The 25,590-nt window shown below is 54.4% G+C and carries 18 protein-coding genes and 2 pseudogenes; 13 read left to right on the top strand and 7 right to left on the bottom strand.

Annotated features, from left to right (window positions below; translation table 11 throughout):
• Nucleotides 1-73: 73 nt before the first annotated feature.
• The 6 genes from Q9I99_RS01820 (at nt 74) to Q9I99_RS01795 (ending at nt 6,501) form a co-directional block, all read left to right on the top strand.
• The gene (locus Q9I99_RS01820) at nt 74-988 is read left to right on the top strand and encodes a D-alanine--D-alanine ligase (protein WP_301667415.1); all 915 of its coding nucleotides are present in this window, start codon (nt 74-76) and stop codon (nt 986-988) included.
• Nucleotides 978-1,706, top strand: a complete 729-nt coding sequence (locus tag Q9I99_RS01815; protein WP_301667414.1) for a cell division protein FtsQ/DivIB — start codon at nt 978-980, stop codon at nt 1,704-1,706. The genes Q9I99_RS01820 and Q9I99_RS01815 overlap by 11 nt, the downstream gene beginning before the upstream one ends.
• A gap of 85 nt (nt 1,707-1,791) precedes the next feature.
• Nucleotides 1,792-3,036, top strand: coding sequence for a cell division protein FtsA (gene ftsA / locus Q9I99_RS01810; RefSeq protein ID WP_301667413.1), 1,245 nt, complete (start codon nt 1,792-1,794; stop codon nt 3,034-3,036).
• A gap of 118 nt (nt 3,037-3,154) precedes the next feature.
• Nucleotides 3,155-4,333 carry a cell division protein FtsZ gene (ftsZ, locus tag Q9I99_RS01805; RefSeq protein WP_301667412.1) on the top strand — a complete coding sequence of 393 codons (1,179 nt, stop codon included), beginning with the start codon at nt 3,155-3,157 and terminating at the stop codon, nt 4,331-4,333.
• A 137-nt stretch (nt 4,334-4,470) separates the two neighbouring features.
• Nucleotides 4,471-5,781: an NCS2 family permease gene (locus Q9I99_RS01800; RefSeq protein ID WP_301667411.1), complete on the top strand. Its 1,311-nt coding sequence runs from the start codon at nt 4,471-4,473 to the stop codon at nt 5,779-5,781.
• A 99-nt stretch (nt 5,782-5,880) separates the two neighbouring features.
• The gene (locus Q9I99_RS01795; protein ID WP_301667410.1) at nt 5,881-6,501 is read left to right on the top strand and encodes an L-threonylcarbamoyladenylate synthase; all 621 of its coding nucleotides are present in this window, start codon (nt 5,881-5,883) and stop codon (nt 6,499-6,501) included.
• A 171-nt stretch (nt 6,502-6,672) separates the two neighbouring features.
• On the opposite strand, the gene purH is transcribed toward Q9I99_RS01795, so the two are convergent.
• From purH to serB, 3 genes are all read right to left on the bottom strand, one after another.
• The gene (gene purH / locus Q9I99_RS01790) at nt 6,673-8,253 is read right to left on the bottom strand and encodes a bifunctional phosphoribosylaminoimidazolecarboxamide formyltransferase/IMP cyclohydrolase (RefSeq protein ID WP_301667409.1); all 1,581 of its coding nucleotides are present in this window, start codon (nt 8,251-8,253) and stop codon (nt 6,673-6,675) included.
• 314 nt (nt 8,254-8,567) lie between these two features.
• A complete protein-coding gene (locus Q9I99_RS01785; protein ID WP_301667408.1) occupies nt 8,568-9,791 on the bottom strand; it encodes a chloride channel protein in 1,224 nt (407 codons plus the stop codon).
• A gap of 63 nt (nt 9,792-9,854) precedes the next feature.
• Entirely contained in the window at nt 9,855-10,688 is an 834-nt protein-coding gene (serB, locus tag Q9I99_RS01780; RefSeq protein ID WP_301667407.1) for a phosphoserine phosphatase SerB, read from the bottom strand.
• A 289-nt stretch (nt 10,689-10,977) separates the two neighbouring features.
• Here serB and Q9I99_RS01775 point away from each other — a divergent pair, with 289 nt between their 5' ends.
• From Q9I99_RS01775 to Q9I99_RS01760, 4 genes and pseudogenes are all read left to right on the top strand, one after another.
• Nucleotides 10,978-12,519, top strand: coding sequence for a Re/Si-specific NAD(P)(+) transhydrogenase subunit alpha (locus Q9I99_RS01775; RefSeq protein WP_301667406.1), 1,542 nt, complete (start codon nt 10,978-10,980; stop codon nt 12,517-12,519).
• A gap of 3 nt (nt 12,520-12,522) precedes the next feature.
• On the top strand, nt 12,523-12,906 hold the full coding sequence (locus Q9I99_RS01770; protein WP_301667405.1) for an MAPEG family protein: 384 nt from the start codon (nt 12,523-12,525) through the stop codon (nt 12,904-12,906).
• A 65-nt stretch (nt 12,907-12,971) separates the two neighbouring features.
• Nucleotides 12,972-14,357: a Re/Si-specific NAD(P)(+) transhydrogenase subunit beta gene (pntB, locus tag Q9I99_RS01765; RefSeq protein ID WP_301667459.1), complete on the top strand. Its 1,386-nt coding sequence runs from the start codon at nt 12,972-12,974 to the stop codon at nt 14,355-14,357.
• A 610-nt stretch (nt 14,358-14,967) separates the two neighbouring features.
• Nucleotides 14,968-15,863 (top strand): annotated as a pseudogene (locus Q9I99_RS01760) (IS110 family transposase).
• A gap of 146 nt (nt 15,864-16,009) precedes the next feature.
• Here the strand turns inward: Q9I99_RS01760 and Q9I99_RS11525 are convergent.
• Nucleotides 16,010-16,281 (bottom strand): annotated as a pseudogene (locus Q9I99_RS11525) (hypothetical protein); the annotation flags it as partial.
• A gap of 9 nt (nt 16,282-16,290) precedes the next feature.
• Complete coding sequence (locus tag Q9I99_RS01755) at nt 16,291-18,087, bottom strand: aminopeptidase P family protein (RefSeq protein ID WP_301667404.1); 1,797 nt, start codon at nt 18,085-18,087, stop codon at nt 16,291-16,293.
• Nucleotides 18,088-18,403: 316 nt separating this feature from the next.
• On the opposite strand from Q9I99_RS01755, the gene Q9I99_RS01750 reads away from it, so the two are divergent.
• Entirely contained in the window at nt 18,404-19,657 is a 1,254-nt protein-coding gene (locus Q9I99_RS01750; RefSeq protein WP_301667403.1) for an NRAMP family divalent metal transporter, read from the top strand.
• Nucleotides 19,658-19,811: 154 nt separating this feature from the next.
• Nucleotides 19,812-21,323 (top strand): lysine--tRNA ligase, encoded by a 1,512-nt coding sequence (gene lysS, locus Q9I99_RS01745; RefSeq protein WP_301667402.1) that lies wholly within the window; start codon nt 19,812-19,814, stop codon nt 21,321-21,323.
• Between the two features lie 76 nt (nt 21,324-21,399).
• Here lysS and Q9I99_RS01740 read toward each other — a convergent pair whose 3' ends face one another.
• Both Q9I99_RS01740 and Q9I99_RS01735 read right to left on the bottom strand, forming a co-directional pair.
• Nucleotides 21,400-22,638, bottom strand: a complete 1,239-nt coding sequence (locus Q9I99_RS01740; protein ID WP_301667401.1) for an NAD(P)/FAD-dependent oxidoreductase — start codon at nt 22,636-22,638, stop codon at nt 21,400-21,402.
• Nucleotides 22,639-22,817: 179 nt separating this feature from the next.
• Nucleotides 22,818-24,191, bottom strand: a complete 1,374-nt coding sequence (locus Q9I99_RS01735; RefSeq protein WP_301667400.1) for a DEAD/DEAH box helicase — start codon at nt 24,189-24,191, stop codon at nt 22,818-22,820.
• Nucleotides 24,192-24,558: 367 nt separating this feature from the next.
• Here Q9I99_RS01735 and dusB point away from each other — a divergent pair, with 367 nt between their 5' ends.
• Complete coding sequence (gene dusB, locus Q9I99_RS01730; RefSeq protein WP_301667458.1) at nt 24,559-25,569, top strand: tRNA dihydrouridine synthase DusB; 1,011 nt, start codon at nt 24,559-24,561, stop codon at nt 25,567-25,569.
• Nucleotides 25,570-25,590 lie beyond the last annotated feature (21 nt).

Raw genomic sequence — 25,590 nt, 5'->3', positions numbered from 1 at the left:
CGTCTGAAACCGCAATCAGGTTTCAGACGACCTCTGACAACAAGCATAAAGCAATCAGGAAAGAACAAAAACAATGCAGAATTTTGGCAAAGTGGCCGTATTGATGGGCGGTTTTTCCAGCGAACGAGAAATCTCGCTGGACAGCGGCACCGCCATTTTGAACGCTTTAAAAAGCAAAGGCATAGACGCATACGCCTTCGATCCTAAAGAAACGCCGTTATCCGAACTGAAGGAGCGGGGCTTTCAGACGGCATTCAACATCCTTCACGGTACTTACGGCGAAGACGGGGCGGTTCAGGGCGCGTTGGAATTGTTGGGCATTCCTTATACCGGCAGCGGTGTTGCCGCTTCCGCCATCGGCATGGACAAATACCGCTGCAAACTGATTTGGCAGGCATTGGGGCTGCCAGTCCCCGAGTTTGCCGTCCTATACGACGATACCGATTTCGATGCCGTCGAAGAAAAATTGGGCCTGCCGATGTTTGTGAAACCGGCAGCCGAAGGCAGCAGCGTCGGCGTGGTAAAAGTCAAAGAAAAAGGCCGTCTGAAAAGCGTTTACGAAGAATTGAAACACCTTCAAGGCGAAATCATTGCCGAGCGATTTATCGGCGGCGGCGAATATTCCTGCCCCGTCCTGAACGGCAAAGGGCTGCCCGGCATACACATCATTCCCGCAACCGAGTTTTACGACTACGAAGCCAAGTACAACCGCGACGACACCATTTATCAATGTCCTTCGGAAGATCTGACCGAAGCCGAAGAAAGCCTGATGCGCGAACTGGCGGTTCGCGGCGCGCAGGCAATCGGTGCGGAAGGCTGCGTGCGCGTCGATTTCCTCAAAGATACCGACGGCAAACTCTATCTGTTGGAAATCAACACCCTGCCCGGTATGACGAGCCATAGTTTAGTACCGAAATCCGCTGCCGTTACGGGCGTGGATTTTGCCGATTTATGTATTGAAATTTTGAAGACCGCACATGTGGGATAATGCCGAAGCGATGGAACGGCTGACGCGCTGGCTGCTTGTCATGATGGCGATGCTGCTTGCCGCGTCCGGGCTGGTTTGGTTTTACAATTCGAATCATCTGCCCGTCAAGCAGGTGTCGCTGAAGGGCAACCTGATTTATTCCGATAAGAAGGCATTGGGCAGTTTGGCGAAAGAATACATCCATGGGAATATTTTGAGGACGGACATCAATGGCGCACAGGAGGCCTACCGCCGGTATCCGTGGATTGCGTCAGTCATGGTGCGCCGCCGTTTTCCCGATACGGTTGAAATCGTCCTGACCGAGCGCAAGCCGGTTGCACGTTGGGGCGACCGTGCACTGGTGGACAGCGAAGGCAATGTTTTTGAAGCCCGTTTGGACAGACCCGGAATGCCGGTATTCAGAGGCGGTGAGGGAACGTCTGCCGAAATGCTCCGCCGTTATGACGAATTTTCGATTGTTTTGGCAAAACAGAGTTTGGGCATCAAAGAGATGACCTATACGGCACGTTCGGCGTGGGTTGTCGTTTTAGACAACGGCATCACCGTCAGGCTCGGACGGGAAAACGAGATGAAACGCCTCCGGCTTTTTACCGAAGCGTGGCAACATCTGTTGCGTAAAAATAAAAATCGGTTATCCTATGTGGATATGAGGTATAAGGACGGATTTTCAGTCCGCTATGCTTCCGACGGTTTACCCGAAAAAGAAACCGAAGAATAGTGGGGACAGGTATCGGACAGATTACGGCCGTGCCGTCTGAAACGGTGCGGCGCAAATTTCAATCAGTTTTAAGAGCAGACGAACAATGGAACAGCAGAAAAGATATATCAGCGTACTGGATATCGGTACGTCTAAAGTCCTCGCACTGATCGGGGAAGTTCAAGATGACGACAAAATCAACATCGTCGGTTTGGGGCAGGCTCCTTCACGGGGCTTGCGCGCGGGCATGGTAACCAATATCGATGCCACCGTCCAAGCCATCAGGCAGGCGGTCAATGATGCCGAGCTGATGGCAGATACCAAAATTACCCACGTTACCACAGGTATCGCAGGCAACCACATCCGCAGCCTCAATTCGCAAGGTGTGGTTAAAATCAAAGACGGGGAAGTAACGCAGGCAGACATCGACCGCGCCATTGAAACGGCAAAGGCAATCAATATCCCGCCCGATCAAAAAATTCTCGATGCCGTGGTTCAAGACTACATTATCGACACCCAACTTGGCGTGAGGGAGCCCATCGGTATGAGCGGTGTGCGTCTGGATACGCGGGTGCACATCATTACCGGTGCAAGTACGGCAGTGCAGAATGTCCAAAAATGTATCGAGCGGTGCGGCTTGAAAAGCGATCAAATCATGCTTCAGCCGTTGGCAAGCGGGCAGGCGGTGCTGACTGAAGATGAAAAAGACCTCGGCGTATGCGTCATCGACATTGGTGGCGGAACGACCGATATTGCCGTTTATATGAACGGCGCCATCCGCCATACGTCCGTCATTCCGGCCGGTGGTAATCTGATTACCAAAGATTTGTCCAAATCGTTGAGAACACCTCTCGATGCCGCCGAGTACATTAAAATCCATTATGGCGTGGCATCATGCGATACGGAAGGCTTGGGTGAGATGATTGAAGTTCCGGGCGTGGGTGACCGGACATCGCGTCAGGTTTCCAGTAAGGTTTTGGCAGCAATCATCAGCGCACGCATTCAGGAGATTTTTGGCGTAGTGCTGGGCGAGCTGCAAAAATCGGGTTTCCCCAAAGAAGTGCTGAATGCGGGTATCGTTCTGACCGGCGGTGTGTCCATGATGACTGGGATTGTGGAATTTGCCGAAAAAATCTTCGATCTGCCTGTACGCACCGGTGCGCCCCAAGAAATGGGCGGTTTGTCCGACCGTGTCCGCACACCGCGCTTTTCTACCGCTATCGGGCTGCTTTATGCAGCACGCAAGCTGGAAGGAAACTTGCCGCAGCCGGAAAACGGTGCAGTGCAAGAGAGGGAAGAGGGCGGCGGTTTGTTGGCAAGATTGAAGCGGTGGATTGAAAACAACTTCTGAACAGGTGGATTGCCGTTTGACAGGTGAGAAGTATTTTGCCAGCAGCAAGATACTTCTTATATAATAAATAATAATTTATTTAAACCGTCCTCTGAACGGGGCGAGCAGGAGTTTTTGAATGGAATTTGTTTACGACGTGGCAGAATCGGCAGTCAGCCCTGCGGTAATTAAAGTAATCGGCTTGGGTGGCGGCGGTTGCAATGCAATCAACAACATGGTTGCCAACAATGTGCGCGGTGTGGAGTTTATCAGTGCCAATACGGATGCGCAGTCTTTGGCAAAAAACCATGCGGCGAAGAGAATCCAATTGGGTACGAATCTGACACGCGGTTTGGGTGCGGGTGCCAATCCCGATATCGGCCGCGCGGCCGCCCAAGAGGATAGGGAAGCCATTGAAGAAGCCATTCGCGGTGCAAACATGCTCTTTATTACGACCGGTATGGGCGGCGGTACCGGCACCGGTTCCGCGCCGGTTGTTGCTGAGATTGCCAAGTCTTTGGGCATTCTGACCGTTGCCGTAGTTACCCGTCCGTTTTCTTATGAAGGCAAACGCGTCCATGTGGCACAAGCAGGGTTGGAACAGTTGAAAGAACACGTCGATTCGCTGATCATCATCCCGAACGACAAACTGATGACCGCATTGGGTGAAGACGTAACAATGCGTGAAGCCTTCCGCGCCGCCGACAATGTATTGCGCGATGCGGTTGCCGGCATTTCCGAAGTCGTTACCTGTCCGAGCGAAATCATCAACCTCGACTTTGCCGACGTGAAAACCGTGATGAGCAATCGCGGTATCGCTATGATGGGTTCGGGTTATGCCCAAGGTATCGACCGTGCGCGTATGGCGACCGATCAAGCCATTTCCAGTCCGCTGCTGGACGATGTAACTTTGGATGGTGCGCGCGGTGTGCTGGTCAATATTACGACTGCTCCGGGTTGCCTGAAAATGTCCGAGTTGTCTGAAGTCATGAAAATCGTCAACCAAAGCGCGCATCCCGATTTGGAATGCAAATTCGGTGCGGCTGAAGACGAGACCATGAGCGAAGATGCCATCCGGATTACCATTATCGCTACCGGTCTGAAAGAAAAAGGCGCGGTCGATCCTACTCCGGCAAGGGAGGTAGAACCGGTTGCCCCGTCCAAACAGGAGCAAAGCCACAATGTCGAAGGTATGATCCGCACCAATCGCGGTATCCGCACCATGAATCTGACAGCAGCGGATTTCGACAATCAGTCCGTACTTGACGACTTTGAAATCCCTGCGATTTTGCGTCGTCAACACAATTCAGACAAATAATGTGCCGTTTGCCGTAAACCTGTTGCCTCCCGAATCGGTTTGTCCGGTTTGGGAGGTATGTTTTTCAAGATGTTGCAATTTCGTACGGTTTGCGGTCGGCGGATTCAGATTTTTCCACTTGATACAGACTTTCAGATATGGACACTTCAAAACAAACACTGTTGGACGGGATTTTTAAGCTGAAGGCAAACGGTACGACGGTCCGCACCGAATTGATGGCGGGTTTGACGACATTTTTGACGATGTGCTACATCGTTATCGTCAACCCGTTGATTTTGGGTGAAACCGGCATGGATATGGGGGCGGTATTCGTTGCCACCTGTATCGCGTCTGCCATCGGCTGTTTTGTTATGGGTTTTGTCGGCAACTATCCGATTGCACTCGCACCGGGGATGGGGCTGAACGCGTATTTCACCTTTGCCGTCGTTAAGGGTATGGGTGTGCCTTGGCAGGTGGCTTTGGGCGCGGTCTTTATTTCAGGTTTGATTTTCATCCTGTTCAGTTTTTTTAAAGTCAGGGAAATGCTGGTCAATGCTTTGCCTATGGGTTTGAAAATGTCGATTGCCGCCGGTATCGGTTTGTTTTTGGCACTGATTTCCCTGAAAGGCGCAGGCATTATCGTTGCCAATCCGGCAACCTTGGTCGGATTGGGCGATATTCATCAGCCGTCCGCGTTGTTGGCATTGTTCGGTTTTGTCATGGTGGTCGTATTGGGGCATTTCCGCGTTCAAGGCGCAATCATTATTACCATTTTGACGATTACCGTTATCTCCGGTCTGATGGGTTTGAACGAGTTTCACGGCATCATCGGCGAAGTACCGGACATTGCGCCAACCTTTATGCAGATGGATTTTAAAGGCCTGTTTACCGTCAGTATGGTCAGTGTGATTTTCGTCTTCTTCTTGGTCGATCTGTTTGACAGTACCGGAACGCTGGTCGGCATATCCCACCGTGCCGGACTGCTGGTGGACGGTAAGCTGCCCCGCCTGAAACGCGCACTGCTTGCAGACTCTACCGCCATTGTGGCGGGTGCGGCTTTGGGTACTTCTTCAACCACGCCTTATGTGGAAAGCGCGGCGGGCGTATCGGCAGGCGGACGGACCGGTCTGACGGCGGTTACCGTCGGCGTATTGATGCTGGCGTGTCTGATGTTCTCCCCATTGGCGAAAAGTGTTCCCGCTTTTGCTACCGCGCCCGCCCTGCTTTACGTCGGCACGCAGATGCTCCGCAGCGCGAGGGACATTGATTGGGACGATATGACGGAAGCCGCGCCCGCATTCCTGACCATTGTCTTCATGCCGTTTACCTATTCGATTGCGGACGGCATCGCTTTCGGCTTCATCAGTTATGCCGTAGTCAAACTTTTGTGCCGCCGAACCGGGGATGTTCCGCCTATGGTATGGATTGTTGCCGTATTGTGGGCACTGAAATTTTGGTATTTGGGTTGATGGTTGGAAGCATCAAATGCCGTCTGAAAATTTTCAGACGGCATTTTGTTTGGCGTTTGGGCGTACAATACGGAAAACATGACGATAAGGACACAAACTATGGCACAGTTTTTCGCCGTTCATCCCGACAACCCGCAGGAACGCCTCATCAAGCAGGCGGTCGAAATCGTCAATAAAGGCGGCGTGGTGGTTTATCCGACCGATTCGTGTTATGCCTTGGGCTGCAAACTCGGTGATAAGGCGGCGATGGAACGCATACTCTCCATCCGAAAAATCGATTTGAAACACCACCTGACCCTGATGTGCGCCGATTTGCGCGAGTTGGGTACATATGCCAAAATCGACAACGTACAGTTTCGTCAGCTTAAAGCCGCCACACCCGGGCCTTATACTTTTATTTTACAGGCGACGAAGGATGTGCCGGCGCGCACGCTGCACCCGAAACGCAAAACCATCGGGCTGCGTATTCCCGATAATGCCATTGCACAAGCCCTGCTGGGGGAATTGGGCGAGCCGCTTTTAAGCTGCACCCTGATGTTGCCCGAAGACGGCGAACCATTGACCGACCCTTATGAAATCCGCGACCGCTTGGAACACGCCGTCGATTTGGTGATTGATGGCGGCTGGTGCGGAACCGAGCCGACCACCGTCATCGACATGACCGACGGCACGGAACTGGTGCGCCGAGGTTGCGGCGATACGGCGGTGTTCGGTTTGTAGGGAAACCGATGCCGTCTGAAACATAAACCGTCCGAACGTATCGGGTGTTTTGCCGTTTACGGAAGTTCGAAATGCCGCCGCACATTTTGTTTCAGGCGGATTGTCTGTTCGGAACATCAAACAAAATGCCGTCTGAAAGCCCTTCAGACGGCATTGCCTTGTTTATCTGCATTAATGGCGGAAGTGGCGCACGCCGGTTACGACCATCGCAATGCCGTGTTCGTCTGCCGCGTCAAAGACTTCCTGATCGCGCATCGAGCCTGCGGGGTGGATGATGGCTTTGATGCCCTGTTCGGCAATCACGTCCACGCCGTCGCGGAACGGGAAAAAGGCATCGGAGGCGGCACACGCGCCGTTTAAGTCCAAACCTGCATCCTGTGCTTTGCGGGCGGCGATGCGGGTGCTGTCCACGCGGCTCATCTGACCTGCGCCGATGCCGTAGGTTTGACCGCCTTTGCCGAACACGATGGCGTTGGATTTGACGTATTTGGCGACGTTCCAGACAAACAGCAAATCGTTCCACTCCTGCTCGGTCGGTTGGCGTTTGGAGACGACTTTCAAATCGGCGCGGTTGAGGCGGTGAATATCGGGGGTTTGCACCAACAGTCCGCCGCCGACGCGTTTGAGTTCAAAGCGGTTCGTGCCTGCTTCAAGCGGCACTTCCAATACGCGCACATTTTTCTTGGCGGCGGCGATTTCGAGGGCTTCGGCGGTGAACTTCGGTGCCATCAAGACTTCCATAAACTGGTTGTCGGTAATCTGTTTGACGGTTTCGCCGTCGACTTCGCGGTTGAAGGCGATGATGCCGCCGAACGCGCTGGTGGTGTCGGTGGCGTAGGCGAGTTTGTAGGCGGTCAAGGTATCGGCTGCAACGGCTACGCCGCATGGATTGGCGTGTTTGACAATCACGCAGGCGGGCGCGTCGAATGATTTGACGGCTTCCCATGCGGCATCGGCATCGGCGATGTTGTTGTAAGACAATTCTTTGCCTTGCAGTTGTTTGTAGGCGGAAAGACTGCCTGCGGCTGGGTAAATATCGCGGTAGAACGCGGCTCGTTGGTGCGGATTCTCGCCGTAGCGCATGTCTTGCACTTTAATCCAGCTTTGGTTGAACTGGCTTGGGAATTCGCCGATTTCGGGCGTGCCGCTCAAGACGTCGTCTGAAAGCGAGGTTAAGTAGTTGGAAATCATGCCGTCGTATTGGGCGGTGTGGCTGAACGCCTTGCGTGAGAGGTTGAAGCGGGTTTTGTCGCTCAACGCGCCGTTGTTGGCTTCGAGCTCGGCGGCGATGGCGGGGAAGTCGGCTGTGTCGGTAACGATGGCGACGTGTTTCCAGTTTTTCGCGGCAGAGCGCACCATGGTCGGGCCGCCGATGTCGATGTTTTCAATCGCGTCTTCCAGCGTGCAGTTTGGTTTGGCGATGGTGGCGGCGAAGGGGTAAAGGTTGACGCACACAAGGTCGATGTTGCCGATGCCGTGTTCTTCCATCTTGGCGACGTGTTCGTCCAAATCGCGCCGGCCCAAAATACCGCCGTGAATTTTCGGATGCAGGGTTTTCACGCGGCCGTCGAGCATTTCGGGGAAACCGGTATAGTCGGCGACTTCAATCACGGGAATGCCCGCATTGGCAAGCAGCTTCGCCGTGCCGCCGGTGGAGAGGATTTCGACACCGAGTTTGTGCAGGGTTTGGGCAAATTCGACCGCGCCTGCCTTGTCGGACAGGCTGATCAGGGCACGTTTGATGACGGACATTGGGGCTTCCTTTTCTGACAGTTGGATGGGGAAAGGGGAACTTTTTCGGGGCGGTATTATCCGCTATTTTCAGTTTTTTGGCAGTAGGTTTTTGTAGATATTGTTGACAATTTATAGTGGATTAACAAAAACCAGTACGGCGTTGCCTCGCCTTAGCTCAAAGAGAACGATTCTCTAAGGTGCTCAAGCACCAAGTGAATCGGTTCCGTACTATTTGTACTGTCTGCGGCTTCGTCGCCTTGTCCTGATTTTTGTTAATCCACTATAAAGCAGCCATGCCGTCTGAAAGCCGTTCAGACGGCATTTGTCGGCATTTATTTGAAGCTCATCTTTCCCGATGTTCCCAATGCCCCCGCCATGCCGATGCACAAAGGCAGCAGCAGGGACAGCGGCGCGTAGGTCAGTTCCAATACGAACACAATGGCGGTCAGCGGCATTTTGAGCGATACGCCGAGAAACACCGCCGCTCCGACGACTGCCGCGCTTTCAGACGGCATTGCGGGGAAAACACTGTTCCACGCGGCTGCGGCGGCAAAGGCGATGGTGCTGCCGAGCATCATGGACGGTGTAATCAGGCCGCCGTATGCGCCTGCCGCCAACGCCATCAAAACGACCGCCCATTTGACGGCGGTCAACTCAAGGCTGTATTGCCAGCCGGTCAAACCGCCAAAAGTCAGTTGGTTGCCTGCTTTGCCGTTACCTAAAATTTCGGGAAACCAAACGGAAATCACGCCGATGAGCGCAAACATGCAGACTGCCAAGGGAATGATTCTGATATTGTCGCGCTTGAGGAAGGGGAATTTTTGGGCGGTACGCTGGAAAAAGACGGCTGTTGCGCCCAGTATCGGGCCGATGACGGCGGAAAACCAAAGCAATGAAGTATTTACGACAAGGTTGGCGGGATGATACTGCTGCACGTCGCCCAAACCGATACGCGCCACGGCGGTGGCAATGACCGAAGTCAGCAATGCGGCGGCGACGGCTTGCTGCGTCCACACGCCCAACATGGCTTCGAGAATGAAAAGTGTGGAGGCGAGCGGCACGTTATACACCGCCGCCAAACCCGCGCCCGAGGCGCACGCAATCAGCAGCCGCATTTCGCCTTCGTCCAAACTCAACCGCCTGCCGCCGGCAAAAGCAAACGCGGCAGTCATTTCGCGCGGCGCCACTTCCCGTCCGAGCGGCGAACCGAGTCCGACCGTTATGATTTGCAGCAGAACATGGAAAACCGTCGTCAGAAACGGTAGCCCCTGCAACGGCTGTTTCAAGGCGGCTTTGATTTCGATTTGCGGCTTGCCGAAACGTTTGAGCAGCCACCAGCCGACTCCTGCGACCGCGCCGCACAGCGTCAGCACGGCAACGCGCCGCATACCGGAAGCCTGTGCCACGCCTTCGCGGAACGAGATGTACACGCCGTCCGCGCCATAACCGTATGCTGTATGTTGTATGAAGTGCATCAGTTCCGTCAGCACAATGCCGACCAGACCGCCGATAACGCCCGCTGCTGCCAGGGCAAACCAAAGTTTCTTGCGTCCCACTGTCGTTCCTGCCGTTCAAATGCCGTCTGAAAACCTTTCAGACGGCATCCGTTTCCTGTCCGCCTACCTGAACAGACCGCGTACACGCTCCAAATCGCCGAAGTTGATACAGGCATCGGCGGCTGCCTGCGCTTTCGGTTTGGCACGGTAAGCCACGCCTATGCCCGCTTCTTTGAGCATCGGAATATCGTTCGCACCGTCGCCCATCGCCAACACCTGATGCGGCTGCAATCCGAAGAGGCTGCGGTATTCGCGCAACAAATCCGCCTTTGCCTGCGCGTCGATGATTCTGCCTTTCAAACGTCCGGTCAGCCTGCCGTTTTCAATTTCCAAAACATTGGCGTGTTGGTATTCGAAACCGAGCCGTTGTTGCAGACGTTCGGTAAAAAACGTGAACCCGCCCGACACCAGCAGGAATTTCACATTGTGCCTTTTGCATTCGTCCAACAAAAATTCCGCACCGGGCGAAAGTTGCAAAACGTTTTCGTAAATGTCCGCCAAAACCCATTCGTCCAATCCCGCCAACAGCGCAACGCGGCTGCGTAAAGACTGTTCGAAATCGAGTTCGCCGCGCATCGAACGCTCGGTAATTTCCGCTACTTTGTCTTTTAAACCCACGCCTGCCGCAATTTCATCGATGCATTCGATGGTTATCAGCGTCGAATCCATATCGCTGACAATCAGCCCGAGTTCACCGAACGCCATATCCGGCAACACGGCGTAATCGATTTGACTGCTGCCCAGCAACGCCGCGTCTTTTTCGCTTAAAGAAAAGCCTTCTTCAACGATAAAACGCATACGTTTTTCATCGGCGCAATCAGGTTCGGGCAGGTGAGAGAGGAGGGCGGAAGGCAGGGCTTCGGCGGAGGGAAATTGGAGGACGAGGGCGTGCGGCATAACGGCGGCTCAAAAAATGCGGATTATATAGTGAAACGGCAAAGAATGTTACGGCGGGCGGGACTGCAATCGGAAAATGACTTCAAACGCAAACGGCAGTGTGTGTCGGACAACACGGGAAAATGCCGCAACTATTGCCAGCCTGATGAAAATTCGTTATAAGGGGATTATCTAAAATATATTAACATTTGAAGTGAATCGGTTTTAAACCGGTACGGCGTTGCTCCGCCCTGCCCCGATTTAAATTTAACCCACGATACATATAAACAACCTGAAAAAGGATTCAGAGATGAAAATCGGTATCCCACGCGAGTCATTATCCGGCGAAACCCGCGTCGCCTGCACGCCCGCCACCGTCGCCCTGCTGGGCAAACTGGGCTTTGAAACCGTTGTCGAAAGCGGCGCAGGTTTGGCGGCAAGTTTGGACGATGCCGCTTACCAAACAGCAGGCGCGACCGTTGCCGACAAAGCGACGGTTTGGGCCTGTCCTTTGATTTATAAGGTCAACGCGCCGTCCGAAGGCGAGCTGCCGCTGCTTAAAGAAGGGCAAACCATTGTCAGCTTCCTGTGGCCGCGCCAAAACGAAGCTTTGGTCGAAGCCTTGCGCGCCAAGAAAGTGAACGCGCTGGCGATGGACATGGTGCCCCGCATTTCCCGCGCGCAGGCTTTGGACGCTTTGTCTTCGATGGCAAACATCAGCGGCTACCGCGCCGTGATTGAAGCCGCCAACGCCTTCGGCCGTTTCTTCACCGGTCAAATCACTGCCGCCGGCAAAGTGCCGCCCGCGCAGGTTTTGGTGATTGGTGCAGGTGTGGCGGGTTTGGCGGCAATCGGTACGGCAAACTCGCTCGGCGCAGTGGTGCGCGCGTTCGATACCCGCTTGGAAGTGGCGGAACAAATCGAATCGATGGGCGGTAAGTTCCTGAAACTCGACTTCCCGCAAGAATCGGGCGGCAGCGGCGACGGCTACGCCAAAGTGATGAGCGACGAATTTATTGCCGCCGAGATGAAGCTCTTTGCCGAACAGGCGAAAGAAGTGGACATCATCATCACCACCGCCGCCATTCCAGGCAAACCCGCGCCCAAGCTGATTACCAAAGAAATGGTGGAAAGCATGAAATCCGGCTCCGTCATCGTCGATTTGGCGGCGGCGACGGGTGGTAACTGCGAACTCACCCGACCGGGCGAATTGTCCGTAACCGACAACGGCGTGAAAATCATCGGCTACACCGACATGGCAAACCGCCTTGCCGGACAGTCTTCCCAGCTTTACGCCACCAACTTGGTGAACCTGACCAAGCTGTTAAGCCCGAACAAAGACGGCGAAATCACGCTGGATTTTGAAGACGTGATTATCCGCAACATGACCGTTACCCGCGACGGCGAAATCACCTTCCCGCCTCCGCCGATTCAAGTTTCCGCCCAGCCGCAGCAAACGTCGTCTGAAAAAGCCGCGCCTGCCGCCAAGCCTGAGCCGAAACCCGTTCCCCTGTGGAAAAAACTCGCGCCCGCCGTCATCGCCGCCGTATTGGTGCTGTGGGTCGGCGCGGTCGCACCCGAAGCGTTTTTGAACCACTTTATCGTGTTCGTCCTCGCCTGCGTTATCGGCTACTACGTTGTTTGGAACGTCAGCCACTCGCTGCATACTCCGCTGATGTCGGTAACCAACGCCATCTCCGGCATCATCGTCGTCGGCGCGCTGCTGCAAATCAGCCAAGGCAACGGCTTTGTTTCGCTGCTGTCGTTTGTTGCCATCCTGATTGCCGGCATCAACATCTTCGGCGGCTTCTTCGTAACGCGCCGGATGTTGAATATGTTTAGGAAAGGATAAAGCATGACTTTTGCCTATTGGTGCATCCTGATTGCCTGCCTATTGCCGCTTTTTTGTGCGGCGTATGCCAAAAAAGCGGGCGGATTCCGGTTTAAAGACAACCACAATCCGCGCGGTTTTCTGGCGCACACGCAAGGCGCAGCCGCCCGTGCCCATGCCGCGCAGCAAAATAGTTTTGAAGCATTTGCGCCATTTGCAGCCTCCGTTTTGACGGCACACGCAACCGGCAATGCCGAACAAGCAACCGTCAACACGCTTGCCGGCCTGTTCATCCTGTTCCGCCTTGCCTTTATTTGGTGCTATATCGCCGACAAAGCAACCTTGCGCTCGCTGATGTGGACGGGCGGATTTGTCTGCACCGTCGGGCTGTTTGTCGCGGCTGCTTGAAACAGATGCCGTCTGAACAGTTCAGACGGCATCGGAAACAAATTATCGAAAATCGGAGAATTTCCATGTCTTCAGGACTCGTAACAGCGGCGTACATCGTTGCCGCAATTTTATTCATCTTCTCACTGGCGGGACTGTCCAAACAGGAAACCGCCAAACAGGGCTGCTATTCCGGTATCGCCGGTATGGCGGTCGCCCTCTTCGTAACGGTCTTTTCCGACAATACCCACGGATTGGGCTGGATCATCATCGCCATGCTCATCGGCGCGGCAATCGGCATCTACAAAGCCAAAAAAGTAGAAATGACCGAAATGCCCGAACTGATTGCACTTCTGCACAGCTTCGTCGGCTTGGCGGCGATTTTGGTCGGCTTCAACAGCTATATCGAGCCTGGCAACGTTTCCGCTGATATGCACACCATCCATCTGGTCGAAGTCTATTTGGGCATTTTCATCGGCGCGGTAACCTTTACCGGCTCGCTGGTCGCATTCGGCAAGCTCAACGGCAAAATCAGCAGCAGCCCGCTGCAACTGCCCGCCAAACACAAGCTCAACGCACTGGCACTTGGCGTATCGTTTGTGTTACTGCTCGTATTTGTCGGTATTGACGGCAGCGGCTTCATCCTGCTGATTATGACCCTGATTGCCCTCGCATTCGGCTGGCACTTGGTTGCCTCCATCGGCGGCGCGGATATGCCCGTGGTCGTATCCATGCTCAACTCCTACTCCGGCTGGGCGGCCGCAGCGGCAGGCTTTATGCTCTCCAACGACCTGCTCATCGTTACCGGCGCGCTGGTCGGCTCAAGCGGCGCGATTCTGTCCTACATTATGTGCAAAGCCATGAACCGGTCGTTTGTCTCGGTAATCGCCGGCGGCTTCGGCAGCGACAGCAGCGCGGCATCTTCTGCCGGTCAAGAAGTCGGCGAATACCGCGAAGTCAAAGCCGCCGATGTTGCCGAAATGCTGAAAGGCGCAAACAGCGTCATCATCACCCCGGGCTACGGTATGGCAGTCGCACAGGCGCAATACCCCGTTGCCGAAATCACCGAGCTTTTGCGTAAAAACGGCACAGAAGTACGCTTCGGCATCCACCCCGTCGCCGGCCGCCTGCCCGGTCATATGAACGTGCTGCTCGCCGAAGCCAAAGTGCCTTACGACATCGTATTGGAAATGGACGAAATCAACGACGACTTCCCCGAAACCGATGTGGTTTTGGTCATCGGCGCAAACGACACCGTCAACCCTGCCGCCCAAACCGACCCGAACAGCCCGATTGCGGGTATGCCGGTTTTGGAAGTATGGAAGGCAAAAGAAGTCGTCGTCTTCAAACGCTCGATGAACACCGGCTACGCAGGCGTACAAAACCCGCTGTTCTTCAACGAAAACAGCGTGATGTGTTTCGGCGACGCGAAGAAAACCGTGGATGACATTCTGTCTGAACTGAAAAAATAATCCGCATGGCGCAATGCCGTCTGAAATCCGAGAACACGGGTTTCAGACGGCATTTTGCGCTATTTTGCGAAGGTAGGAATGGTGGTAGAGAGATTCCTGTTTTTTAATAGGCTGTGTTTTAATATAGTGTTGATAGGCGTACTTGGTTTCAATGTATTCAACAGGATAGGTTTCTTCCTAACCGAAAAAATAATTGTCTTTTCCCTTGTAAATAATTGAAATCAACAGATTACTAAAACACAACCTTTTAATAACACCGTAACTTTGAAATTCGTTATTTCTGCAAAACAGAAAATCAAAAACAGAAATCTGAAATCTCGTCATTCCCGCGTAGGCGGTAAGGACGGTTTAAAAGTTACCCAAAATCTCAAAAAAACTGAAACCGAACAAATCGGATTCCCACTTTCGCGGAAATGACGGGATTTTAGGATGAAGATGGTGGGAGTTGGTGGGCTGAAGCCCGCCCTTGTATATTGTAATCACTGTATCATAGCAACAAACCACCCGGCCGCCACCCGCGCCCACCCAAGGCAGACAACCGTTGCGTAGCACAAGGAGCGGCAGGGCAACCCATCGACACAACCGGACAGTTGCCAGACAATACAACCGAATGCAAGGCAGGTTTATGATGAGTACCCAATATCATTACGCAGGTATCGACATCGCCAAACGAAACTTCGTCATCGCCGTTTCGTCTTTGTCTGAAACCAAAACTGAAACCAACAACCCCAAAGGTATCGCCCATACCATCGAATACCTTAAAAAACACAAGGTTGAACTCGTCGTGATGGAAAGTACCGGAGGTCTCGAAATCCCCGCCGCTGACCAAAACCGACGCCAAAGATGCCAAAATGCCCGCCTTCTTTGCACAGATGACGGTACAGAAAGAAGGTTGGCAAACCATGCCCTACCAACCGCCCACAGAAGCGGAAGAAGTGTTGGAAGCCTTGGTCAACCGCCGCAACCAACTGGTGGATATGCGGACTGCCGAGAAAAACCGTCTGCATCAGGTTCATGAAACGCAAGTCGAAAGCGTCAAACAACTGATTGCCCATTTTGACCGGCTGATTGACGAATTGGACAAACAAATCGACGACCACACCCACACGCATTTTGACGGCAAAGCCTAAGTGGCGGAGCAAATCAAAGGCATTGGTTCGATAACGACGGGCGATGCTACCTGAATTGGGGCGGCTGTCGCACAAACGGATAGCGAGTTTGGTCGGCATTGCCCCGCACCCGAGGGAGAGCGGGGAAACCAAATTCAAAAGCCGCTGCTTTGGCGGAAGGTCTGCGGTACGTAAGGCGCTGTATATGGCTACCGTGGTAGCGACACGTTTTGAACCGCTTATTCGGGATTTCTACCAACGCCTGCTGTCCAAGGGTAAGCCGTATAAGGTTGCCGTTACGGCATGTATGCGCAAACTGCTGACGATATTGAATGCCCGGATGCGTGATTATTTTGCCGAAAACGGTACCGCCGAAAACAGCATCCGAACGGCTTGATTTGAGTTTTGGTATTTTTGCCCGACGGGGTGAAAAATACAGTTGCTACGAAACTGCTTTTGCGGGAATAACGATATGGGTATTTTCTGTTTTCATCCGCTATAAATGCCGTCTGAAGCCTGTTTGGGGTTTCAGACGGCATCGGGCTTTTTGTGCATTTGCCACAAAACGGATTGGTATAGTGGATTAAATTTAAACCAGTACGGCGTTGCCTCGCCTTAGCTCAAAGAGAACGATTCTCTAAGGTGCTCAAGCACCAAGTGAATCGGTTCCGTACTATTTGTACTGTCTGCGGCTTCGTCGCCTTGTCCTGATTTAAATTTAATCCACTATATTTGCTTGCGGCAAGATGAAAACGGTGCAGGATGTTTTGGGAAACAAATGCCGTCTGAAGGGCTTTCAGACGGCATTTTTTGCGCCGTGCTGTTTAACGCGCCAGCGGTTCGGTGCGTTTAATCAGCCACGCTTTTGCCGCGCCTTCGGTCAGCGGCTCGAGGCGGCGGCGGACTTCGGCGTGGTAGCGGTTGACCCAGTCGATTTCGCCGTCGGTCATGAGGGCGGTGTCCATCAGGCGGGTGTCGATGGGGCAGAGAGTCAGGGTTTCGAAGTACAAGAAGCTGCCGAACTCGGTTTCCTGCGGGTCGGCGACGGCTTGGTTGGCGGCGAGGTTTTCAATGCGGATGCCCCATTTTCCCGGACGGTAGAGGCCGGGTTCGATGGAGGTTACCATGCCTTTTTTCATCGCGGTTTCGGGCGTGGCGGGGGCGGCAAAGGCGATGCGCTGCGGACCTTCGTGGACGTTGAGGAAATAGCCTACGCCGTGGCCGGTGCCGTGGCCGTAGTCGCATTGCGCCTGCCACAGGGGTTTGCGGCAAATCGCGTCAATCAGCGGTGAGGGGATGTTTTCGGGGAATATGGCTTCGGCAAGCGCGATATGGGCTTTGAGGACGAGGGTGTTGTCGCGTTTTTGTTCGGCACTCGGCGTGCCGACGGGAACGACGCGGGTGATGTCGGTCGTGCCGCCTTTGTATTGCGCGCCGGAGTCGATGAGCAAAAGCCCGTTGCCGCTGATGGTGCTGTGGCTTTCGGGTGTCGCGCTGTAATGCGGCAGGGCGCCGTTGGCGTTGAAGCCCGCGATGGTGTCGAAACTCAAGGACACAAAACCCGGGCGCGCGCTGCGGTGGCGGTAAAGCATGGTGTCCACGTCGATTTCGGTCAGGCTGCCGCCGTTGCCGATGATGTCTTCAAACTCGGCGAAGAAACAGCACAACGCCGCGCCGTCGTGTTCCATCGCTTCGCGGATGCGGGCGATGTCGGCTTCGGATTTGCAGGATTTGAACAGCGTGGACGGGTTGATGCCTTCAATCAGGCACACGCTTTCGGGCAGACGCACGAGGGTGCTGACGGCGGTTTTGTTCGGCTCGATAAGCAGCGTGCCGCCGATTTGCGCGAGTTTGTCGGCAACTTGGGCGTAAGGCTCGACCGTGATGCCGGCGGTTTGCAGCGCGGCGGCGGCTTCGGCGTTCAGACGGCATCGGTCGGTAAACAGGACGGCATTGTCTTTGCCAATCAGCAGGAAGGACACGAAAACAGGGTTGAAAGGCACGTCGCTGCCGCGCAGGTTGGTCAGCCAAGCGATGTCGTCAAGCGAGGAAACCAAGTGGTAATCCGCGCTTTTTTCCGCCATAACTGCGCGCACGCGGGCGAGTTTCTCAGCGGCGGTTTCGGAGACGTAGGTGGGGTCGTGGATGAACACGGTTTCGGCGGGGAGGGCGGGACGGTTTGTCCACACTTGGTCAAGCAGATCGTCGGGGTGTTCGATGCGGATGTTTTTGGCGGCAAGCGATTGCGCCAAAGTACGTTTGCCGGTGAGCGACACCATATCGGAAGGGATGCCGACGGCGGCGTTTTCAGGAAGGTTTGCCGCGAGCCATTCGTTGTACGGTGGCACTTGACCGCTTTTTTGCAGCTCGATGCCGCTGCCCGCAAGCTGTTTGGTGGCTTGTTCCCAATAGCGGCTGTCCACCCATACGCCCGCTTCATCGGCGGTAACGACGAATGTGCCGACCGAGCCGGTAAAGCCCGACAATTCGCGCCGCGCCTGCCAATGCTCGGGCAGGTATTCGGACAGGTGGGGGTCGGCGGAAGGGATGACGAGTGCGTCCAAGCCTTGCGCCTTCATGGCTTCGCGCAATGCGGACAGGTAATTCGATACGGTATTCATGAACGGATTCTCCAGAGAAAGTGTAAGGTTTCAGACGGCATGGCGGCGTACCGGCTGGGGAAACGTAACCATCTTATCAAATCGTTTGCCGACTGCAAAACGCGTTCAGGGTTTTGAAAGTATATTTTGTACGGTAAAAAGCGATGCAAGGCTATTTGTTGTAAACTTTCAGGCATAAAATGCCATATTGCATGTTTTTCTGAAAATAATTGGGAGAAATCAGGAATATTAGGGTGTAAAGTTTCAATAAGCCGGTTTGGCGTGTATTTAGATTACGTTAAAATACGCATTTTTATATCAGCAATACGGAAAAATCATGTCCGAACAACATATTTCGACTTGGAAAAGTAAAATCAATGCATTGGGACCGGGGATTATGATGGCTTCGGCGGCAGTTGGCGGTTCGCACCTGATTGCCTCCACACAGGCAGGTGCGCTTTACGGCTGGCAGCTCGCATTGATTATCGTCCTAACCAACCTCTTCAAATACCCGTTTTTCCGCTTCAGCGCGCATTACACGCTGGATACGGGTAAAAGCCTGATTGAAGGTTATGCGGAGAAAAGCCGCATCTACCTGTGGGTTTTCTTGATTTTGTGTATTGCTGCCGCGACGATTAACGCGGGTGCGGTTGCCATTGTAACCGCCGCCATCGTCAAAATGGCGATACCCTCGCTGACACTGGGTATCGGCGCAATCTCCGCGCTGATTATGGCTTCCTGCCTGATTATCCTGGCGAGCGGACGCTACAAGGCTTTGGACAATGTTTCTAAAATCATCATCGTCAGCCTGACGGTTGCCACGGTTGCCGCCGCCGGTATCGCCATGTCGCGCGGTATGCAGATGAAACCCGATTTTATCGAGCCGACACCATGGACGCTTGCCGGTTTGGGCTTCCTGATCGCGCTGATGGGCTGGATGCCTGCGCCGATTGAAATTTCCGCCATCAATTCTTTGTGGGTTACGGAGAAACAGCGCCTCCAACCTTCCTCTTATCATGACGGGATTTTTGATTTCAACGTCGGTTACATCACCAGTGCCGTACTTGCCGTCGTCTTCCTTGCCCTGGGTGCGTACGTGCAATACGGCAACGGCGAAGAAGTGCAGATGGCCGGCGGCAAATATATCGGACAACTGATCAATATGTATGCGGTAACCATCGGCGGCTGGTCGCGTCCGCTGGTGGCGTTTATCGCTTTTGCCTGCATGTACGGTACGACGATTACCGTTGTTGACGGTTACGCGCGCGCCATTGCCGAACCCGTGCGCCTGCTGCGCGGCAGTGAGAAAACCGGCAACGCCGAACTCTTTGCCTGGAATATTTGGGTTGCAGGCAGCGGTTTGGCGGTGATTTTCTGGTTTGACGGCGTAATGGCGAATCTGCTCAAGTTTGCGATGATTGCCGCCTTTGTGTCCGCCCCCGTGTTCGCATGGCTCAACTACCGCCTGGTCAAAGGAGACAAACGGCACAAGCTTACCGCCGGTATGAATTTTCTTGCCATTGTCGGCTTGCTCTACCTGACCGGATTTGCCGTTTTGTTCCTGTTGAACCTTAGCGGACTTTTGGCATAGGTTTCAAAATCTGAATGCCGTCTGTAATATTTTCAGACGGCATTGCCCTTTCCTAGAAAAAAACACCGACATCGCGTAAAATATGCGCAAATTTTGTGATTCAATCAGGTCGTCTGAAACAGACTGCGCCTGATTTATTTTTTCGGAAAATACCATGAGCGAACAAAACCATCCGCAAACCGAGCCGCAGTTGGACGAAAACCAAATCATCGCCCTGCGCCGCGAAAAACTGCACAACATCCGCCAACAGCGCAACGCCTACCCTAACGATTTCAAACGCGACAGCTTTGCCGCCGATTTGCACGCCCAATACGGCGAAATCAGCAAAGAAGAACTCGACCCGCAAGGCATTCCCGTCAAAGTTGCCGGCCGCATGATGCTCAAACGCCAAATGGGCAAGGCGAGTTTTGCCACCATTCAAGACGTGTCCGGGCAAATCCAGCTTTATTTGAACAACAAAGGCGTGAGTCAAGAAGTTTTGGATGACTTCAACCACTGGGACCTGGGCGACATCGTCGGCGCGGAAGGTACTTTGTTCAAAACCAACCACGGTGAATTGACCGTGCGCGTATCCAACATCCGCCTGCTGTCCAAATCCCTGCGTCCTCTGCCCGACAAACACAAAGGCTTGAGCGATCAGGAAACCAAATACCGTCAACGCTACGTCGATTTGATTGCCAACGAAGAATCGCGCAATACGTTTATCAAACGCAGCCAAATCATCCAATCCGTGCGCAATTTTATGGTGGGCGAGCATTATCTCGAAGTCGAAACCCCGATGATGCACCCGATTCCCGGCGGCGCGACGGCGAAACCGTTCGTGACCCACCACAACGCTTTGGACATCCCGCTCTACCTGCGCATCGCCCCCGAGTTGTATCTGAAACGCCTAGTTGTCGGCGGTTTGGAACGCGTGTTTGAAATCAACCGCAGCTTCCGCAACGAAGGCATGTCCGTGCGCCACAACCCTGAATTCACCATGATCGAATTCTACGAAGCCTTCTCCGACTACGAGCGTATGATGCAGATGGCGGAAGACATCATCCGCAACGCTTCCCGCGCAGTAAACGGCACAGCAAAAATCAGCTACAACGGCAAAGAAGTCGATTTGGAAAGCCCGTTCGAGCGTCTGACCATCCTCGAAGCCATCAAAAAATACAATCCGCACTACACCGACGAGCAGTTGAACGATGCGGAGTGGCTGAAAAAAGAAATCGTCAAACACGGCGAAAGCCTGCCGCCGTCCCCTGGCATCGGCAGCCTGCAACTTGCCCTGTTTGAAGGTTGCGCCGAGGGCAAGCTGTGGAACCCGACCTTTATTGTCGATTACCCGGTCGAAGTTTCCCCGTTGGCGCGCGCTTCGGATACGAAACAAGGTCTGACCGAACGCTTCGAGCTTTTCGTTGTCGGGCGCGAACTGGCAAACGGCTATTCCGAGTTGAACGACCCCGAAGACCAAGCCGAACGCTTCAAAGCGCAAGTGGCGCAAAAAGACGCTGGAGACGACGAAGCGATGCATTACGATGCCGACTACATCCGCGCGATGGAATTCGGTCTGCCGCCGACAGGCGGTTGCGGTATCGGTATTGACCGCTTGGTCATGTTGCTGACCGATTCGCAAACCATCCGCGACGTGATTTTGTTTCCGCAGATGCGTCCCGAATAATCATAAAAATAGTTGAAATGGAAATGCCGTCTGAACCCGTTTGGATTCAGACGGCATTTTGTATGGTGGTACGGATTTATTCGGTTTCCAACTGACCGACCCATTCGGACAAGGCAGTCAGGCGTTGTTCGGATTTCGCCACGAACGGGTTTTCGGTATCCCACGCGTAGCCTGCCAAAATCGAAGAAAGCATACGGCTGATTTCCGGGCTGCGGTCGGGCGCGTACACGACGTTTTGGAAGCGGAAATCATACCAACCGTCCACATAGGTGCGGAATGTGTCCACGCCGATCATCAAGGGTTCGGCAAATTCGGTTTGCCAATCGGCGGCTTCGCCTTTGAGTTGTTTTGCCAACAGATCGGCAGCCAGTTTGGCGGAGTGCAGCGCGATGGTTACGCCCGACGAGAACACGGGATCGAGGAACTCGGCGGCATTGCCCAACAGCGCGAAATGCCTGCCGTACAGCGATTTGACGTTGGCGGAATAGCCTTGGATGGAGCGGAACGGAAAATCGTTTTCCCAAACGGCTTTGTCCAAAATTTCGTTCAGCATCGGGCATTCGTAAACAAATTTTTTCAATACGGTTTCCGATTCGCCGGCAAGTTTGTCGGGTGTGCCGACCACGCCGATGGAACAGCGGTTGCCGCCGAAGGGAATCAGCCAAATCCACACGTCGCGGTGTTGCGGGTGGGTGGTAATCAGGATTTTGTTGCGGTCGAATTTCGGGTGGGTAATGTTGTCGTCGATGTGCGTGAAATGCGCTTGGCGCGGCGGCAGGTGCGAGGGCGTTTCCAAATCCAGCAGGCGCGGCAGCACGCGTCCGTAACCGCTTGCGTCCAAGACGAATTTCGCGGTCAGTTCATAGCTCTCGCCCGTGTCGGTTTCCACGCTCAAACGGGCAACGCCGCCGCTGTTGTCGAACGCGGTTACGCCGTGCCCGAAACGCACTTCAACGCCTTGTTTGGCGGCTTCTTCAATCAGGATTTTGTCGAACACGGCGCGGCGCACTTGATAAGTCGTGCCGGGGCCGTCTGAAAATTTATCGGTGAAATCGAATTCGGTATAACGGCTGCCCCACGAAAACGCCGCGCCGTTTTTCAACTGAAAGCCGGGCTCGGCGCGCACGGCATCGGCAAATCCGGCTTCTTCCAGCATTTCCATACAGTGCGGCAGCAGGCTTTCGCCGATGACGAAGCGTGGAAAGTGCTGTTTTTCCAACACGCAGACTTGATAACCTTTTTTGCGGAGCAGGGCGGATGCGACCGAGCCTGCCGGACCTGCGCCGATTACGGCGACATCGAATTGTGTGGACATTGGGAAATCCTGATGGTTTGAGTGGAAAAGGAAATGATATTGTACAGGCGGCAAATGCCGTCTGAAACTGTTTGCGGAAGAAATTTATCCGGTGTGGGCGGTTGCTCCCAATGCGTCAGTCCGGTTTGAAAAATGCCGTCTGAAACGGGAAATGTTCAGACGGCATTCGGTTTTCAGGGCTATTTTACGCCGTAACGCGGTTGGAGCAGGGCGCACGTCCGGTGTCCCCGGCGGCTTTGGCGGCTGCGTCCGGCAATTTTCCCGCAGGCCGCGCCCGCATCGTTTGCCGCATTTTCCGGCCGGGTGTTTTTTTCGCGCTGCGCTTTGGCGGATTCGTAGCGGTTGCGCTGTTTCGGTTCGCTTGTGCCGGTTTTTTCCGGTTTTGCGCCGCCCTGTTCCCACCATTGCGGCTCGAAGCCTTCGATGCGTTCGATGAGCAGCTTGTTGCCGGTCAATTCTTTGATGGCCTCAAACATTTTCTGTTCGGATTCGTCCATCAGGGAAATCGCCACGCCGTCCGCACCGGCGCGCCCCGTACGCCCGATACGGTGGACGTAGTCTTCGGGCTGGGCGGGCATTTCGTAATTGATGACGAAGGGCAGTTCGGCAATATCCAGGCCGCGTGCGGCGATGTCGGTGGCGACGAGGACGCGCAGGCTGCCGTCTTTGAAGGCGTTGAGTGTTTCGAGCCTGCTTTGTTGGGAACGGTCGCCGTGTATCGCCTGTGCGGACAGGTTGCGGCGCACCAGTTCGCGCGTTACGCGGTCGACGCTTTGTTTGGTTTTGCAGAACACGATGACCTGGTTCATATGCAGATCGACAATCAGCCGTTCGAGCAGGTTGCGCTTTTGGAAGGTATCGACGGCGATGATGTGTTGTTCGACGTTGGCGTTGGTGGTGTTTTGCGCGGCGACTTCGACGGTTTCGGGCGCGTTCATGAAGTCTTGCGCCAGTTTGCGTATCGGTGCGGAGAAGGTGGCGGAAAAGAGCAGGGTTTGGCGTTGGCGGGGCAGCATCTGCATGATTTTGCGGATGTCGTCGATGAACCCCATATCCAGCATACGGTCGGCTTCGTCCAAAACGACGATTTCGACTTTGTTCAAACTGATGTTTTTTTGTTTGACGTGGTCGAGCAGCCGCCCGACGGTGGCGACGACGATTTCGCAGCCGGCGCGCAAATCGGCGGTCTGTTTGTCCATATTCATACCGCCGAACAAGACGGTATGCCGCAGCGGCAGGTTTTTGATGTAGGACTGCACGTTTTGGTCGATTTGGTCGGCAAGTTCGCGCGTGGGGGTGAGGACGAGCATACGCACGGGGTGCATCGCGGGCGAGGTGCTGGCGGTGGCGTAACGTTTGAGGCGTTCGAGCGAGGGCAGCATAAAGGCAGCGGTTTTGCCCGTGCCGGTTTGCGCGGCGGCAAGCAAGTCGTGTCCGGCGAGTGCTTTGGGAATGGCTGCGGCTTGGATGGGGGTCGGGGTTTCATAGCCTTGAAGCGCGAGTGCGGAAACCAGTTCCGTACCCAGGCCTAAAGAGGAAAATGGGTTGCTCATAATTGTAGTCTTTCTTTCAGACCTTATGCCGTCTGAAGCGGGAAACTGATAGGATGGGGAAAGTATAGTGGATTAACAAAAATCAGGACAAGGCGGCGAAGCCGCAGACAGTACAAATAGTACGGAACCGATTCACTTAGTGCTTCAGCACCTTAGAGAATCGTTCTCTTTGAGCTAAGGCGAGGCAACGCCGTACTGGTTTTTGTTAATCCACTATAAACTGCCCTCATGTGAGTGGCGGGGCAGGGAATCTGTGTGCGGATTATGCCATAAAACGGTGCCCGCCCCAATCGCGGGCGCGTCCGGAGATTGGAAATCCTGCTTAAAAAATGTACAATGGCGTACTTTTTTGAAACGCGGACCCATTATGCGCATCGGCGGCTACATTATCGACAACCCCATCGCACTTGCGCCGATGGCGGGCATTACCGACAAACCGTTCCGCCGCCTCTGCCGAGATTTCGGCGCGGGTTGGGCGGTGTGCGAAATGCTGACCAGCGACCCGACGCTCAGAAATACCAGAAAAACCCTGCACCGCAGCGATTTTGCCGATGAAGGCGGCATCGTTGCCGTGCAGATTGCCGGCAGCGATCCGCAGCAGATGGCGGATGCCGCGCGTTACAACGTCAGCCTCGGGGCGCAGGTTATCGACATCAACATGGGCTGTCCCGCCAAGAAAGTGTGCAATGTCCAAGCCGGTAGCGCGCTGATGCAGAACGAGCCGCTGGTTGCCGCCATTTTGGAAGCCGTCGTCCGCGCGGTGGACGTTCCCGTTACCCTCAAAACCCGTTTGGGTTGGCACGACGACCATCAAAACCTGCCTGCCATCGCCAAAATCGCCGAAGATTGCGGCATTGCCGCCCTTGCCGTCCACGGGCGCACGCGCACGCAAATGTACAAAGGCGAAGCGGCTTACGACCTGATTGCCGAAACCAAATGCCGTCTGAACATCCCGGTCTGGGTCAACGGCGACATTACTTCGCCGCAAAAAGCCGCCGCCGTCCTCAAACAAACCGCCGCAGACGGCATTATGATAGGGCGCGGCGCGCAAGGCAGACCGTGGCTTTTCCGCGATTTGAAACATTACGCCGAACACGGCGTTTTGCCGCCTGCCTTGAGTTTGGCAGAGTGTACCGCCGCCATTTTGAACCACGTTCGCGCCATACACGCGTTTTATGGCGAAGTCGCCGGTGTGCGCATCGCCCGCAAACACATAGGCTGGTACATCGGCGAGATGCCCGACGGCGAACAGGCGCGGCGTGAAATCAACCGTTTGGACAGTGCGGAGGCGCAATACGACATGCTTGCAGGTTATCTTGAAAGACTTGCCGAAAAAACCGACAGTTGGGCGTGCGCCTACCGCCCAAATGCCTTCTGAACACTTGATTATCCTTTGAAA

The sequence above is a fragment of the Neisseria basseii genome (assembly GCF_962707005.1).
GTDB lineage: Bacteria > Pseudomonadota > Gammaproteobacteria > Burkholderiales > Neisseriaceae > Neisseria > Neisseria bergeri.
Note: the sequence above shows the minus strand (reverse complement) of the source record. Positions and strands in the feature narration are given on the sequence as shown.

Excerpts from the sequence above, each read along its gene's own strand:
- Q9I99_RS01770 (WP_301667405.1), top strand. The coding sequence starts at position 12,523 with ATGACTTTTGCCTATTGGTGCATCCTGATTGCCTGCCTATTGCCGCTT.
- Q9I99_RS01800 (WP_301667411.1), top strand. The coding sequence starts at position 4,471 with ATGGACACTTCAAAACAAACACTGTTGGACGGGATTTTTAAGCTGAAG.
- pntB (WP_301667459.1), top strand. The coding sequence starts at position 12,972 with ATGTCTTCAGGACTCGTAACAGCGGCGTACATCGTTGCCGCAATTTTA.
- Q9I99_RS01740 (WP_301667401.1), bottom strand. The coding sequence starts at position 22,638 with ATGTCCACACAATTCGATGTCGCCGTAATCGGCGCAGGTCCGGCAGGC.
- Q9I99_RS01815 (WP_301667414.1), top strand. The coding sequence starts at position 978 with ATGTGGGATAATGCCGAAGCGATGGAACGGCTGACGCGCTGGCTGCTT.
- Q9I99_RS01775 (WP_301667406.1), top strand. The coding sequence starts at position 10,978 with ATGAAAATCGGTATCCCACGCGAGTCATTATCCGGCGAAACCCGCGTC.
- ftsZ (WP_301667412.1), top strand. The coding sequence starts at position 3,155 with ATGGAATTTGTTTACGACGTGGCAGAATCGGCAGTCAGCCCTGCGGTA.
- purH (WP_301667409.1), bottom strand. The coding sequence starts at position 8,253 with ATGTCCGTCATCAAACGTGCCCTGATCAGCCTGTCCGACAAGGCAGGC.
- dusB (WP_301667458.1), top strand. The coding sequence starts at position 24,559 with ATGCGCATCGGCGGCTACATTATCGACAACCCCATCGCACTTGCGCCG.
- Q9I99_RS01750 (WP_301667403.1), top strand. The coding sequence starts at position 18,404 with ATGTCCGAACAACATATTTCGACTTGGAAAAGTAAAATCAATGCATTG.
- Q9I99_RS01795 (WP_301667410.1), top strand. The coding sequence starts at position 5,881 with ATGGCACAGTTTTTCGCCGTTCATCCCGACAACCCGCAGGAACGCCTC.
- Q9I99_RS01755 (WP_301667404.1), bottom strand. The coding sequence starts at position 18,087 with ATGAATACCGTATCGAATTACCTGTCCGCATTGCGCGAAGCCATGAAG.
- Q9I99_RS01820 (WP_301667415.1), top strand. The coding sequence starts at position 74 with ATGCAGAATTTTGGCAAAGTGGCCGTATTGATGGGCGGTTTTTCCAGC.
- serB (WP_301667407.1), bottom strand. The coding sequence starts at position 10,688 with ATGCCGCACGCCCTCGTCCTCCAATTTCCCTCCGCCGAAGCCCTGCCT.
- lysS (WP_301667402.1), top strand. The coding sequence starts at position 19,812 with ATGAGCGAACAAAACCATCCGCAAACCGAGCCGCAGTTGGACGAAAAC.
- Q9I99_RS01735 (WP_301667400.1), bottom strand. The coding sequence starts at position 24,191 with ATGAGCAACCCATTTTCCTCTTTAGGCCTGGGTACGGAACTGGTTTCC.
- ftsA (WP_301667413.1), top strand. The coding sequence starts at position 1,792 with ATGGAACAGCAGAAAAGATATATCAGCGTACTGGATATCGGTACGTCT.